The following is a 13,696-nucleotide window of genomic DNA, read 5'->3' as shown; positions in this document are numbered from 1 at the left end:
CGCGCAAAGGGGTTAGGCTCTTCGGGTGCCGAACCCGTCCCCGCTGCTGCTCGTGCTGGACGGGAACAGTCTGATCCACCGCACCTACCACGCGGGCTCGGGTGATCCCGGCGACCTCGAGGCGTGGGCGCTGCGCGGCTTCGCGCGGTACGCGGCACGCGCCGTCTCCCGGCTGCGGCCGGACGCGATCGTGGTCGGCTTCGACTGCCCGGTCTCCTCGGAACGCCGCGCGAACTATCCGGCCTACAAGGCGCAGCGGCCGGACAAGCCGGGTGACCTCGTCGCCCAGCTGGCGGCCGCGCCGGAGCTGCTCGCGGCGGCCGGGCTGTGCACCGTGATCCCGGCCGGGTTCGAGGCGGACGACGTGCTGGCCAGCGCCGCCGCACACGCGCGCCGGGCCGGGTGGCGCGCGATCCTGATGACCAGCGACCGGGACGCGTTCGCACTGATCGACGACACCACGTCGGTGCTGCGGTTGCGCAACGGCGGCTTCGACGAGGCCGTGCTGATCGACGCGGCCGCGCTGCACGAGCTGTGCGGCGTGCACCCGCACCAGTACCTCGACTACGCGGCGCTACGTGGCGACCCGTCCGACAACCTGCCCGGCGTGCGCGGGTTCGGTGCCGCGATCTCCGCCCGGCTGCTCGCGGCGCTCGGCACGGTCGACGCGGCCTGGGCCGACCTGGACGGCGACGGCGGTCAGGCGGTCCGCGCGGCCGTGGGCGACGTGGCGGCGGACCGGCTCGCGGCGCCGGAGTCCCGCGACGTGGTCGCCCGCAACCGCCGCCTGATGCGCATGCGCGCGGACCTGCCGATCCCGCACCTGGACGGCGCCCGGCTGCCGCTGGACACGGCGCGGGTGCGTACCGCGCTCGGCACCGGTGGCGGGCTCACGCTCGGCCCGGCGCTCTGGTCGCTGACCGCGCGCCGCACACCGGCGCCGCGCGCGGCTGAGCCGCACCCGCCGGTCTTCCGCCGCCCGGTGCGCCACCGCCGCGAGCCCACCCCGGGCCAGCTCTCCCTGTTCTGACCGGCACGCCACGCCGTCACCCGCACCGGGTCACGGCGTCTCCCGGTCGGTGAGCCAGGCGCCGGTGCGGTTCTCCAGCAGCGCGGACATCTGACCGGCCGGGGACGGGCGGCCGAAGTGCCAGCCCTGGCCCTTGTCACAGCCCAGCTCGACCAGCATGGCCGCCTGCGCCGCGGTCTCCACACCCTCGGTCACCGTCACCAGACCCAGGCCGTGCGCCAGATCGACCACCGAACGGACCATCGGCCGCGAGGCCGGGCCGGAGCGCAGGAACGAGCGGTCGATCTTCAGGATGTCGATCGGCAGGTCGCGCAGGTAGGCCAGCGACGAGTAGCCGGTGCCGAAGTCGTCGACCGCCACCCGGACCCCGTCCTGGCGCAACTCGTGCAGGTGCGCGATGGCGAGCGCGGAGCCGACCAGCACGCCCTCGGTGATCTCCAGGATCAGCGCGGTCGCGGGCAGCCCGGAGTCGAGCAGCGCGCGCCGGACCATGACCGCGAAGTCCGGCTCGCGCAGCTGGCGCGGCGACACGTTCACGGTGACGGACGTGCCGTGCCGGTCGTGCCAGGGCGCGGCCGCGCGGCAGGCGGCGCGCAGCACCCGGTCACCGAGCGGCACGATGAGGCCGCTGTCCTCGGCCGCCGGGATGAACGCGTCCGGCGGCGTCGACTGCCAGCGCACCAGCGCCTCCACCGCGTCCACGCAGCCGGTCCGCAGCGTCACGATCGGCTGGTAGTGCACCGTGATCTCGTCGGTGACCAGCGCGGTGCGCAGCCGCTCCACGACGGCCAGCCGCCGCAGCCGGGTCTCGCGCAGCGCGGCCTCGTACACCACCGCGCGGTCCTTGCCGGCCGCCTTCGCCGCGTAGAGCGCGAGATCGGCGTCGCCGAGCGCGCCCGCGGACCGGTCCAGCCGCCGCACGCCGACGCTGGCCGTGAGATGCAGCGGATGCCCGGCCACGTCGACCGGCTCACGCACCGCGTCCCGGACCCGGTCGGCGAGCCCGGTCCCGCCCGCCGCCGGGTCGCTCTCCGCCGCGTCGGCCAGGATCGCGAACTCGTCGCCGCCGAGGCGGGCCAGCTGGCCGCGGCCGTCCACCACCGCGCGCAGCCGGCCGGCCAGCGTGACCAGCAGCGCGTCACCGGCCGCGTGTCCGAGGCTGTCGTTGACGTGCTTGAAGTCGTCGAGGTCGAGCACCAGCAGGCTGCCGCGCCGGGTACGGGCCAGCCACAGCTCCAGCTGGACCCGGTTCGGCAGGCCGGTCAGCTGGTCGTGCAGCGCCAGCCGGGTCATCCGGTGCTGGGTGTGGTTGAGCCGCAGCACCAGCAGCGCGCCGACCACCGAGGTGATCGTCATCGGCAGCACCACGTCGATCGTGTCGAACTGCCGCTCGCTCATGTCGAGCAGGAACGCGACCGCGGTCACGGCCGGGCTGATCACCACGAGCGTGGCGTACAGCCCGCCGACGCCGCGCCCGGGCGCGATCCGGCCCTGCCCGGTGTCCGGCGGCGCCGGGTAGCCCGCGGCCGTGCCCAGCATCAGGTGGAACAGTGACCAGCCGGCCGCGCTGATGGCCGGGTCGTGCCACGCGCCGCCGTGGTAGACCGAGATGAAGTACGCGCTGTCCGCGACCGTCGCGGCCACGATCGCGACCAGCAGGAACACGTGTGTCGCGGTGATCCGGCCGACGACCGTGACCAGCCGCACGACCGAGAAGATCAGGACCAGGTCCAGCAGCGGGTACGCCACGACCGCGCGCATGCCGTCCCAATTGCCCGCCTCGTGGATCAGTGGGTCGTACAGCACGAACCAGCCGAGCAGCGCCGCGGTGCACACCACGACGCCCGCTTCGACCACCCCGGCCAGCCGCGGGCCGCGCCCGGCGGCGAGCGTCAGCAGCGCGGCGCCGACCAGCCCGTACATGCCGAAGTACGCGGCGTCGAGCACGGACTTCCCGGCCGGCTCCGCGCCGATCAGGAACGCGAACGCCCGGGCGGCACCGCACGCCGCGCCGATCGCCGTGCCCGCACCGAGCAGCCACCACGCGGCCGGGCGGGCTCGGTCGCGGCGTGCCCGGCGGAACGCGGTGCCGGACGCGACCGAGGCGAGCACGGCGTACGTCACCTCCTGGCCGGAGGCGGGCAGCCATGGCGCGACGGCGACCAGGAGCAGCCCCGCGAGCAGGGCCCACCGCGCGTTGCTCACCCGGACGATTCTCGGCCGTCCGGGTTGCGATCACCGGCGAATGCGACCTACAACCCGAATGCCAGCAATACGTGACCGTGCGGGCTGGCGTAGGCCGGGTAGTAGCCGACCTGCACGTACAGCATGCCGTTGGACACCACGGCACCGCCGTTGCCGGAGACGCCGCCGCCGAAGCCGGTCAGCCCGTTCACGCCGGCGAACTCGCGGACCGTGTCGAACTGCCACAGCACCGCGCCGGTCCGGGCCGAGTAGATCCGCATCTTGCCGTCCTGGCTGCCCTCGTACACCAGCCCCGGGCTGGTCGTCACGGCCGGTGTGTGGGCGAGCGCGCACACGTCCGGGAAGGCGGCCGAGCCGCCGGTGGTGCAGCCGTCCGCCGGGTTCGGCGTCTGCCACAGCAACGCGCCGTCCGCCGGGTTCAGCGCGAACAGCGTGCCCGGATCCGCGAACCAGGTGGCTACGTACAGCCGCTGGCCGTCGTGGCTGCTGCCCCACTGGATGCCGGAGATGCCGCCGCTCGGGAACGGCTCGGACAGCTGCCGTCGCCAGGACACCGCGCCGGTCGCCGCGTCGAACACGTGGTAGACGCCGCTCTTCTGGCCGACGCCGACCATGGTGCGCCCACCGGCCCGGAACAGGTTCGGCGTGGCACCGATGTCGTAGTCCAGCGCGGTGCCGTCGGCCAGTCCCGGGCAGTACCCGGCCGCGTCCGGCTCGTTGCACAGCGTCCGCCAGGTGTCCGCGTCCGTCACCTGCTGCTTCCACCGCACCGCGCCGGTCCGCGCGTTCAGCGCCAGCAGCGAGTCGAAGTCGCCCGCGCTGCCGGTGTAGTTCTGGCCCGTCCCGACGTACAGCGTGCCGGTTCTCGGATCGATGACCGCCGGGTCGCGCCGGTCCGCGCGTCCAGCGCGTAGAACATGCCGTCCGGCCCGCCGAAGTAGACGACGCCGTCTACGACCGCGGGCTGGCTCTTCGCCGGCATCTCGCTGTCCGGTTAGGCGAACGCCCACTTCAGCCTCAGTTTCCCGGCGGTGGCCGGGGTGATCCGCCGCTCGTCCGGATTGTGCCGGGAGCCGCGGAGGTCACCCTGCCAGGCCGGCCAGTCGCCGGAGTCCCGCGGCACCGCGGCGGCCGGATCCGCGGTGACCGCGGGAAGTGGTGCCAGCGCCGCTGTCGCGGCGAGACGGCGTAGGAATCGCACGTCCATCACCCCCGTACGGCGGTGTGGCGCGCGCCACAGAGGACCGCCTCGGACAGGCTAAATGACGATCATGTTCGATGTCTCTACCGTCAGAGTGCCACGTAGACCAGCTTCACCGTCTCCTTGTCGACACCGGGCACGGCGGACGTGCCGAAGACCTCCAGCCGTACCGTCCAGGTCGTCGACGTGATGTCGCCGTACAGCATGCCGAGCTCCGCGGTGAACGCCGCGCAGTCGCGATAGATGGCGATCTTGTCCTTGACCGGTCCCTTCTGTGGGACCGAACTGCCGGTGCACAGCACCTTCTTGACGCCGCCGGTGCCGTACGCGGTCCACCGGTACCGGGTGCCCGGCACCTTCTTCCCGGCCTGCGCACCCTTGCCCGCGAACTCGATCTCGACCGGCTTGCCGTGCAGCGACTGCCTGGTCAGCGGCCCGGCCGGCTCGGTGATCTTCGCGGTCGGCGGCCGCACCGGCACCGCCTGCGCCGCCGTAGCGCTCAATGATGCCGCCAGTACGCCCGCCGCGATTGCCGCGATGGCCCTCATCTCGTCCCCCTGTCGCAGATGACCGCCGGGCCCGCCGGCCCGGCTCTCACAGCTCAGCCCGGCCGCTCGCTGCGCCACCGGGAAACGCGCGGAAAATGTCCGTACGACGGATGGGCCGCGGGCCGGACGGCCCGTATGCGCGCTCGCGGTGCCGTGACCGGCTCGCGTTCACCGAACCGCGGGCTCACCGTCCGCGTACGGCTCCGGGCCTGCTTCGATCTCTCCGGCCGCGTGCGATCGTTCCGTAAGCCGCGCCGGATCGGCGGAGTGGCCGGCAGAACAGCGCGGCCGGTGCGCCGGACGAGCCGATGCGGCGGGTGAAGGCGACCCCGGCCGCGTACTCGTGATCGCCGCGCTGGCCCTTGTGACGCCGGGACGCGAACTCGCCGCCCGGGTCGCCGCCGCGCGGGCGAGAGCAACCGTCGCCGGATCAGGCCGAGCCGGCCGCGGCGGCGGACTGTTCCGCGTTCCACATCGAGATGACGACGCCGAGCACGAAGACCTGGACCGGGGGCGGCAGGCCGGGCAGGTCGGCGACGATGCCGGTGCGCCAGAAGCCGGTGCGGCGGATCGAGCCCCGATGACCCGCGTCGTCGTGCAGCTCCTGGTCACCGCTCCAGAACGAGGTGCGGCGGAAGCGGTAGGTGCGGCCGCCGGCCGTGACGGTCCAGCGTCTGCGGCCGACCCGGCTCGCCTCGGCGACCGTCGCGCCGCCACCGTCGGTCATCGTGAACGAGCGGCCCAGGACGGAACTGCGCACCCGGTACGACCGGCCGTCCAGCTCGAAGTCGCCGCCCTGCCGCCAGAACGCGCCGCTCCAGGTGGTCAGCACGCGGCCGTCCGCAGCGATCTCGTACCGGTCGCGCCAGAGGCTCGCCCTCGTGGCCGTCAGCATGCCCTGATGCTAACGGTCACGCACACGGCCCGGAGCGACTCAGAAGACCGCGATCGGGTTGACCGGCAGGCCGGTCGTGCCGGTGATCCGGGGGGCGGCGACGACCAGCATGAACGTGTAGCGGTCCAGCTCGGCGCAGACCTGGGCCAGCTCGGCGGCGGCGACGCCGTCGAGCAGCGGGATGGCCAGCCGGGTCAGCGCGAGGCGGTGCAGCGCGCCCGGGACGTCGCCGGGCAGCGGCGGGCGCGCGTCGCCGATGTCGCCGCCGTACAGCGAGATCTCGTGGTCGTGCATCCAGCGGACCGCGCCGGACGTCATGCCGGGCAGCGCGCGGTCGCCGGCGGTCACCCGGTCCCAGCCGCCGCGGACGATCAGCGCGTCGCCGGACCGCACCTCGACGCCGCCGCGCTTCGCGGCCGCGTCCAGGTCGTCCGCGGTCACCGCGTGGTGGTCCGGCAGCGCGCCGCCCGGCGCGAGGTCGAGCAGCACGCCGCGGGTGAGGATGCCGTCGCCGAACGCGTCCGCGGCGCCGTGCCGCACCCCGGCCGGGCCGGAGCTCTCCGCGCGTGGCATCCCCGGGTACACCTGGCCGTCGGCGACCATGTGCGACAGCCCGTCCAGGTGGGTGATCTCCGGGTGGTGCGTCGTCACGATCATGACCTCGGCCATCGCCATCGGCGCGTCCCCGGTGAACGTCATGATCGTCTGCACGCCGGTCGAGGCCGCGGTCATCGACGCCATCGGCCCGCCGTGCAGCGGCGCGATCGGCGACACCCGGGCCAGCGACACGGTCCGCCCGGTCCGGGCCTCCGCCGCGCCGCGCGCCCGCGCCTCGTCGGTGATCAGATTGACGGCGCCGAGCTGGTCGTGCTCGCCCCAGCGCCCCCAGTTGGTGGGAAACGTCTCCATGGCCGGTGACGCTATCCCGACCACCGGAAACGGCCGTTTCCCGGCAGATCATCTCAGAGCCAGTCGTGCTCCCGGGCGTACCGTGCGGCCTCGTGGCGGGTCTGCGTCTGCGTCTTCTGCATCGCGCTGGACAGGTAGTTGCGGACCGTGCCGGGCGCCAGGTGCAGCCGCGCCGCGATCTCCACCACCGACCAGCCGCCGCCGGTCTCGCGCAGCACGTCCAGCTCCCGGTCGGTGAGCGGGCAGTCGTCGATCACCGCGATCGCGGACACGTCCGGGTCGATCCAGCGCCGCCCGGCGTGCAGCGTGGCGATCACCGAGGTGATGTGCGCCGGCTCCGCGGACTTGCTGACGAACCCCTGCACGCCCAACCGCAGCGCCTTGCGCAGCACGCCCGGCCGGGCGTGCCGGGTCAGCATCAGGATCACCTGCTCCGGCCGGGCCCGGCGGATCTCCGCGACCGCGCCGAGCCCGTCCACGCCCGGCATCTCCAGGTCGATGACCAGTACGTCCGGCCGGTGCCGCAGCGTCTGTTCGATCGCGGACGCGCCGTCGGACGCCTCCGCGAGCACGGTGATGTCGCCCTCCATCGGCAGCAGCGCGGCCATCGCCTTGCGCAGCAACGCCTCGTCGTCGGCCAGCACCACGGTCGTCACCGCGTGTCCTCCCAGGTGGCGGCGGTGGTGAAGACACCGTCCCGCTGTTGCGCGCGCAGCACGCCGCCGTCGTCCGCCACCCGCTGCCGCAGTGCGGCCAGGCCACGCGGCTCGGCCGGCTCCCGCGGCGCACCGTCGTTCACGATCGCGATGCCGGACCCGGTGAGCGTGATCCGTACCGTGGTGGCCTGTGCGTGCCGCAGGATGTTCGTGGTCGTCTCGCGGAGCACCTGACCGAGCAGCGGTCGCGCGCCGGCCGAGACCGCGCCGTCCACCGAGACCGCGATACCGGCCGCCTCGAACAGGTTCTTCGCGTTCTGCAGCTCGACCGTCAGGTTCAGTCGGCGCTGCGCGTACACCAGCTCCCGGGTCTGCGTGATCGTGTCGCTGACCAGCGCGTGGATCTCGCGCAGTTCCTCCTCGGCCCGCGCCGGATCGGTCCGGACCAGCTTCCGCGCCAGCGCGGTCTTCAGCTTCACCACGTGCAGCGTGTGTCCCTGGATGTCGTGCAGGTCGCCGGCGAACCGCACCCGCTCCCGCGCCACGGCCAGTTCCGCGTCCCGCTCACGTGACTCCTCCAGTTCCTCGACCACGTCGTAGAACCGCTTGTTCGGGAACATGAAACCGGCCACCACCGCGGTCACCACGGTCGGCAGCAGCACGTACCGGATCAGCGTGCCGGGCATCTCCCCGCCGTACAGGATCGGGTACAGGGCGCCGACCACGCCGATGTAGAGCGGCAGCGCGACCGCGGCCGCGCGCCGGAACCGGGGCAGCCGCGGCACCAGGTGCGAACCCACGACGCACAGGCCGAAGTACGCGCTCGGGCTGTCCAGCCACAGCACGCCGAGCGGCCACAGCACCACGGTCACCACCAGGCACGGCACCGCCACCCGGAACAGGTCGTACGCGGCCCACCGCTCGAACGCCACCACGGCCGCGACCAGCCCGGTCGACAGGATCAGCACCTGCCACCAGGACGTGGCGTCCAGCGCCAGGGTCAGCGTCCCGGCGCCCACGATCGGCGGCAGCCCGGTGATCAGGTTGAGCGTGCGCAGCTGTCCCCGGGTCGCGGTGGCGCGATCGAACGTGATGCGCATGCGGCTTCCCTCGGTGTCGGAGTCATCGCTCAGTATCGGCGCTCCGCCGCGATGCCCGGCAGTGACACCACGTCATGTCCGGCCGGTGACGTGAGCACACTGCCCGCGACGCCGCTGGACCGGTGAAATCGACGGCATGGTCATCGACGTGCAGAACCTGAACCTCCGCTACGGCGACTTCCACGCCGTCAAGGACCTGTCCTTCCACGTGGATCACGGCGAGCTCTACGCGTTGCTCGGCACGAACGGCGCCGGCAAGACATCGACCCTGGAGATCATCGAAGGCCACCGCACGCCCACGTCCGGCACGGTCACGGTCTTCGGCCACAGCCCGCGCGACCGGGCCGCCGTCCGCCCCCGGATGGGCATCATGCTCCAGGAGAGCGGCTTCACCCCGGACCTGACCGTACGGGAGTCGGTCCGCCTGATCGGCGCGCTCACCCGGCGCGAGGACACCGTCGACCGGGTGCTCGCGATCGTCGACCTCACCGCCAAGGCCGGCACGCTGGTGTCCCAGCTGTCCGGCGGCGAGAAACGCCGGCTCGACTTCGCCACCGCGGTCTGGGGCGCACCCGAACTGATCTTTCTGGACGAGCCCACCACCGGCCTGGACATCCAGTCCCGCGATGCGCTCTGGGCCGCGGTCGACCGGCTCCGCGAGGACGGCTCCACCATCGTGCTCACCACCCACTACCTGGAGGAGGCGCAGCAGCGCGCGAACCGGATCGGCCTGATGCACGAGGGCACGTTCCACCGCGAGGGCACGGTCTCCGAACTGACCCGCACGCTGCCGTCCGTCATCCGGGTCACGGTGCCGGCCGGCACGGCCACGCTGCCGCTGCCCGCGACCGCGCTCGACGCGGACCGCTGGTCGATCGAGACCACGGACCTGCAGAAGGACCTCCACTACCTGCTCGGCTGGGCGCACGACAACGCGATCGCGCTGCGCGACATCGAGGCCGGCCAGACCCGCCTCGACGACGTCTTCCGCGCCATCGGCCACTGACGTTCCGCTTCTTCTCCGGAGGAGAACCCCATGCTCACCATCGCGTACGGCGAACTCGTCCAAATCTTCCGCAACCGCCTGGTCCTGGTGACCAGCCTGATCGTGCCGGCCGTGGTCAGCGGGTTCTTCATCTACCGGCACGAGGTCTTCGCGTCCCTGGGCAGCCTCGGCTACATCGCCGCGATCGTGATGTTCACGGTCGCCGCGTTCGGCCTCTACAGCACCGCGGTCACCACGCTCGCCGGCCGCCGCCAGAACCTCTTCCTCAAACGCCTCCGCTCCACCGCCATCGGCGACGCCGGCATCCTCACCGGCCTGCTGCTCCCGGTCACCGTCCTCGCCCTGCTCCAGATGACCGTGATCCTCACCGTCCTCGCGATCGTCGCCGGCCTCCCCGCCAACCCGCTGCTGCTGGTCATCGCGGTACTGGCCACGGTGGTCATGATGGTCGCGCTCAGCCTGGCCACCGCCGGCCTGACCAACTCACCGGAACACGCCCAGGTCACCACGCTGCCGGTCAGCCTGGGCGTGATCGCGGTCAGCAGCTGGGTGGGCATCACCGGCACCACGGACCTGACGCTGCTCAAGCGTCTCCTTCCCGGCGGCGCCGCGACCGAACTGGTGCTGGACGCGTGGAACGGCGGCGCTCCGGTCAGCGAGTCGCTGATCCTGCTGGCGCCGACGCTGAGCTGGGTGATCGTGTCGATCTCGCTGGCGTCGCGGATGTTCCGCTGGGAACCGCGCCGCTGACGGCGAAGCGGGGGAGCCGCTTCGGGTGGGGGCGTTTTCCGCATCCTTTCGATTCTGTTGCCCAATCCCGGCGAGGCGCCGGCCGCGTATGGCCGGCCGCGTGGCGCAAGGGTCCCGAGTGGCCCAACGGTCTGGGCGTCCCAGTCTCGGGCGGCCCTGGTCCTGCGCGGCCCTGGTCCTGCGCGGCCCTGGTCCTGCGCGGCCCTGATCCTGCGCGGCCCTGGTCCTGCGCGGCCCTGGTCCTGCGCGGCTCAGGGTCCCGGCGGCCCGGGCGTCCTGTGCGGCCGACGTGTCCGGCCTGGTCCAGGTGTCCCGTGCGGTCCGCGCCGTCCCTACGGCCCGCGCCGTCCCCGCGGTCCGCGCCGTCCCTGCGGTCCGCGCCGTCCCTGCGGTCCGCGCCGTCCCTGCGGTCCGCGCCGTCCCTGCGGTCCGCGCCGTCCCTGCGGTCCGCGCCGTCCCCGCGGTCCGCGCCGTCCCCGCGGTCCGTGCGGTCCGCCCCGTCCCCGCGGTCCGTGCCGCACAGGCGGCCGAGGCGGCTCGCAGGCCACCGGTGCCGCACCGTCCTACATCGCGGCCAGGTGCCCGGCCCGCCCGAAATTTCCGGATAAAGGCTGCTCCTGCCGCGCCCGGTGATCGCGTTCGCCGTGGGCTCGACGCCTGTGTGATCAATCAGTGGAGCGAAAAGGAGGTCATTTAGCGAAGTTGATATCCCTTTCGCTCCACTGATTGATCACACAGGGCTGGCGGCGTCGTTCGCTGCCAGACGGTGTCGCCCATGCGGGGTGGGATATCGTGATATTTCGGGCGCAGAGCGCCCGATTGTCGCAACGGAGCTGGGGTGCCGCAGCAGGGCCGTGTGCGGTTCACCCTGCCTGGTGTGCGTCGCCGCTTGCGGTGCGCGTTGCGTGCGGTCCGTCGCCGCTTGCGGTCCGCGTTGCTTGCGGTGCGCCTTGCTCGCGGTGCCCGCTATGTCCGCTGTAGGCGGTCCGGTGGGCGTCCCCCAAGCAATCGGGCGCTGCGCACCCGATATTTCGGCATATTGGTGGCGTCTGTGGGTGCGGTGGCGTGGTGGGTTGCGTTGTAGGGCGGTGCCTCCGGCGAGTCTCGGGACTCCGGTGCACGGCGAGGCTTCCGGCGGCTGCGGGGTCCGTGGGGCCGGCTGTTTTTTCGTGGGTGGGATGGGTTGCGTCTGTGGGCCGGGATGCTCCGTCTGCCGTCGCCCAGGCGAAGCCGAGCAGATCTTCGGCCGGGCCGCCAGCCTGCGTCGCGGTCGGCAGGGGCGTCGCTGCGCGCCGTCCATGCTGCGGCTGCGTCGCTCGTGGCGGCCCTGCCGAAGATCTGCACCCCAAGGGCGGTCGACGGCAGACGGTGCATCCCGGCGGTGCCGGTTTTGTGCTGGCGCACGAAAGCGAAAAACATCGGGCGATGGCTTGAGCGAGTGTCCCTGCTCGATCATCGGGCTCGATGTGCGGGAGAGGCTCGAAAAGGGCGCTGGTGTCGATTCGGCGGTTGCTCGATCGGTAGTGGGTGCCGCGTGTGGCTGAGCCGGGACGGACGTCCGTGACGCTCAAATCGATGGTGGGTTCCTTGGTCGCCTGGGCGGAGCCGGGGCTCCTGGCGGGAGATCAGGTCGAGGTGGGTGGTGGCCAGGTCGGCAGCGCCGAACAGGGGGTGGCGGATCTCGGTGATCAGAGCCCGAGGACTGCCCGGGCGGCGGGGATGCCGGTCCAGATGTGGGCCTGCCAGCCTCGGTTGCGGGCGGCGGCCACGTTCGGCGGGCGGTCGTCGAAGAAGATCAGGTCGTGGGTGCCGAATGTTTTCTCCACCTCGGCGTAGATCTCCGGCTCCGGCTTGATCGTGCCGAGGTCGCAGGAGAAGAACCGGTGCGTGAAGCCGGCCGACCAGCGGCTCTCCCGGGCGACCCGGGCCATCGAGGCGGGGGCGTTGGACAGCAGTGCGGTCGGCACCCCGGCCGACTGGACCGAGTGGATCAGTTCGAGGCGGCCGGGGGCCAGCTCGGACCAGCGGCGGGCGTCGAACTCGTCGATCCGGGTGATTTCCTCGTCCGGCCAGGTGACGCCGAGGTCGGCCGCCACCTTTCGCCAGTAGTCGACGGCGGGCCGGCCGCGGTCGTACTCCGCGCGATGCCGCCAGTACGGTTCCGCGAACCGCTCACGCGGGATGCCGAGCAGGCCGGAGAGCGGGGTGACGCCGCCCTCGGCCGCGGTGAGCACCCCGCCGATGTCGAAGATCACCGGTGGCAGATCGAGTTCCACACGGCGCACGATACCCGCCTGAAGGACATTAACCGCAGGTCATGGCCGGGTACGGTCGGAGAGCGCGTAGCGGAGCAGGACTACGTCGCCGAGCGGCGTGACGTCCGCCAGCCGGGCCCGGTGCGCCGCGTTCCACGGGAACGCGCCGTCGCCGGTGAACCGGGGTGCCCGCGCGTCGCCGACGAAGAACGGTGCGACGGCCAGCTGTAGCTCGTCCGCGAGGCCGGCGGTCAGGAACCAGGTGTGCATGGTCGAGCCGCCCTCGACCATGAGCGTCCGGATGCCGCGCCCGGCGAGGTCGGCCAACACGGTGGCGAGATCGTCCGCGGGGATCACGGCGGCATGCGCGCCCACGGCCCGCCGGGTCTTCGCCAGCACCGGCGTGGCCGCGTAGACCAGTTTCTCGCCGGTGGTGAAGAACCGGGCGGCCGGGTCGAGGTCGCCGCTGCGGGTGACGGTCACCTTCACCGGTGTCGGCGGCAGCCCGCGGGCCACCCGCGCGTCGCGGCGGGCGGGCGACCGTACCATCAGGCGGGGGTTGTCGTTCTTGATCGTTGCGGGCCCGACCAGGATCGCGTCGCAGCGGGACCGCTCGTCGTCGACCCGGTCGAAGTCGGCGTCGTTCGACAGCAGCAGCCGGTCCGGGCTCGCGTCGTCGATGTAGCCGTCGATCGACGCGGCGCAGCTCAGCAGGACGTACGGGCGCGAGGTCATCGGCTCATCCTGCCGGAGGCCGGGGTGGCCGTGCGGCCACCCCGGCGTGCCGGTCAGAGGTTGGACCCGCAGGTGAGCATGGCGCCGGCGGCCTGGTCGCCGGTGCGGTCCCGGCCGGCAACGGCCCCCGTCGCCGGGTATCGATACCGCGATCAGCGGTGCCACCCGGACGTGACGGGGGTCACCTCACCCAAGGTCACCGAATGTGCCGCTTGTTGCCGTCCGGTTACGTCCGCGCCGGTCGGTTAAAGGCCTGGTAATCGCGCCCGGTAGCGCTCCCATGCCGTTGCGTGGCCCCGTGACGTACGGTCCGGTAACCCCGGACATCCGCGATGAGCTGCGGCGATGAGGTCGTGCGCGGAATCAGCTTTTCCACAGGGGACCTTTACTTTTGTCGATCCGGTGC

13 protein-coding genes are annotated in these 13,696 nt (G+C 72.6%); 3 read left to right on the top strand and 10 right to left on the bottom strand.

From position 1 onward, the window contains the following. Positions 1–25: 25 nt before the first annotated feature. The gene (locus J2S42_RS07100) at positions 26–1,030 is read left to right on the top strand and encodes a 5'-3' exonuclease (protein WP_307236425.1); all 1,005 of its coding nucleotides are present in this window, start codon (positions 26–28) and stop codon (positions 1,028–1,030) included. A 30-nt stretch (positions 1,031–1,060) separates the two neighbouring features. Here J2S42_RS07100 and J2S42_RS07095 read toward each other — a convergent pair whose 3' ends face one another. The 8 genes from J2S42_RS07095 to J2S42_RS07060 all read right to left on the bottom strand — a co-directional run bounded on the left by J2S42_RS07095 (position 1,061) and on the right by J2S42_RS07060 (position 8,544). Then, complete coding sequence (locus J2S42_RS07095) at positions 1,061–3,235, bottom strand: putative bifunctional diguanylate cyclase/phosphodiesterase (RefSeq protein ID WP_307236423.1); 2,175 nt, start codon at positions 3,233–3,235, stop codon at positions 1,061–1,063. Positions 3,236–3,282: 47 nt separating this feature from the next. After that, positions 3,283–3,987, bottom strand: coding sequence for an outer membrane protein assembly factor BamB family protein (locus J2S42_RS07090; protein WP_307236422.1), 705 nt, complete (start codon positions 3,985–3,987; stop codon positions 3,283–3,285). Positions 3,988–4,229: 242 nt separating this feature from the next. Beyond that, complete coding sequence (locus tag J2S42_RS07085) at positions 4,230–4,436, bottom strand: hypothetical protein (RefSeq protein WP_307236420.1); 207 nt, start codon at positions 4,434–4,436, stop codon at positions 4,230–4,232. 89 nt (positions 4,437–4,525) lie between these two features. Then, positions 4,526–4,984: a hypothetical protein gene (locus J2S42_RS07080; protein ID WP_307236418.1), complete on the bottom strand. Its 459-nt coding sequence runs from the start codon at positions 4,982–4,984 to the stop codon at positions 4,526–4,528. Positions 4,985–5,414: 430 nt separating this feature from the next. After that, complete coding sequence (locus J2S42_RS07075; protein WP_307236416.1) at positions 5,415–5,879, bottom strand: LURP-one-related/scramblase family protein; 465 nt, start codon at positions 5,877–5,879, stop codon at positions 5,415–5,417. Positions 5,880–5,918: 39 nt separating this feature from the next. Next, complete coding sequence (locus tag J2S42_RS07070) at positions 5,919–6,788, bottom strand: cyclase family protein (RefSeq protein ID WP_307236414.1); 870 nt, start codon at positions 6,786–6,788, stop codon at positions 5,919–5,921. Between the two features lie 53 nt (positions 6,789–6,841). Further along, complete coding sequence (locus tag J2S42_RS07065; protein WP_307236412.1) at positions 6,842–7,444, bottom strand: response regulator transcription factor; 603 nt, start codon at positions 7,442–7,444, stop codon at positions 6,842–6,844. Then, on the bottom strand, positions 7,441–8,544 hold the full coding sequence (locus J2S42_RS07060) for a sensor histidine kinase (RefSeq protein ID WP_307236410.1): 1,104 nt from the start codon (positions 8,542–8,544) through the stop codon (positions 7,441–7,443). The genes J2S42_RS07065 and J2S42_RS07060 overlap by 4 nt, the downstream gene beginning before the upstream one ends. A gap of 136 nt (positions 8,545–8,680) precedes the next feature. Here J2S42_RS07060 and J2S42_RS07055 point away from each other — a divergent pair, with 136 nt between their 5' ends. Further along, a complete protein-coding gene (locus tag J2S42_RS07055; RefSeq protein WP_307236408.1) occupies positions 8,681–9,550 on the top strand; it encodes an ABC transporter ATP-binding protein in 870 nt (289 codons plus the stop codon). Positions 9,551–9,580: 30 nt separating this feature from the next. After that, on the top strand, positions 9,581–10,300 hold the full coding sequence (locus J2S42_RS07050; protein ID WP_307236407.1) for an ABC transporter permease: 720 nt from the start codon (positions 9,581–9,583) through the stop codon (positions 10,298–10,300). A gap of 1,688 nt (positions 10,301–11,988) precedes the next feature. On the opposite strand, the gene J2S42_RS07045 is transcribed toward J2S42_RS07050, so the two are convergent. After that, positions 11,989–12,576 carry an HAD-IA family hydrolase gene (locus J2S42_RS07045; protein WP_307236405.1) on the bottom strand — a complete coding sequence of 196 codons (588 nt, stop codon included), beginning with the start codon at positions 12,574–12,576 and terminating at the stop codon, positions 11,989–11,991. A gap of 39 nt (positions 12,577–12,615) precedes the next feature. Beyond that, complete coding sequence (locus J2S42_RS07040; RefSeq protein WP_307236403.1) at positions 12,616–13,290, bottom strand: RibD family protein; 675 nt, start codon at positions 13,288–13,290, stop codon at positions 12,616–12,618. Positions 13,291–13,696: the final 406 nt, after the last annotated feature.

It is taken from the genome of Catenuloplanes indicus, from assembly GCF_030813715.1.
In the GTDB taxonomy this organism is placed as follows: domain Bacteria; phylum Actinomycetota; class Actinomycetes; order Mycobacteriales; family Micromonosporaceae; genus Catenuloplanes; species Catenuloplanes indicus.
Note: the sequence above shows the minus strand (reverse complement) of the source record. Positions and strands in the feature narration are given on the sequence as shown.

Excerpts from the sequence above, each read along its gene's own strand:
- J2S42_RS07080 (WP_307236418.1), bottom strand. The coding sequence starts at position 4,984 with ATGAGGGCCATCGCGGCAATCGCGGCGGGCGTACTGGCGGCATCATTG.
- J2S42_RS07040 (WP_307236403.1), bottom strand. The coding sequence starts at position 13,290 with ATGACCTCGCGCCCGTACGTCCTGCTGAGCTGCGCCGCGTCGATCGAC.
- J2S42_RS07075 (WP_307236416.1), bottom strand. The coding sequence starts at position 5,879 with ATGCTGACGGCCACGAGGGCGAGCCTCTGGCGCGACCGGTACGAGATC.
- J2S42_RS07055 (WP_307236408.1), top strand. The coding sequence starts at position 8,681 with ATGGTCATCGACGTGCAGAACCTGAACCTCCGCTACGGCGACTTCCAC.
- J2S42_RS07070 (WP_307236414.1), bottom strand. The coding sequence starts at position 6,788 with ATGGAGACGTTTCCCACCAACTGGGGGCGCTGGGGCGAGCACGACCAG.
- J2S42_RS07060 (WP_307236410.1), bottom strand. The coding sequence starts at position 8,544 with ATGCGCATCACGTTCGATCGCGCCACCGCGACCCGGGGACAGCTGCGC.
- J2S42_RS07050 (WP_307236407.1), top strand. The coding sequence starts at position 9,581 with ATGCTCACCATCGCGTACGGCGAACTCGTCCAAATCTTCCGCAACCGC.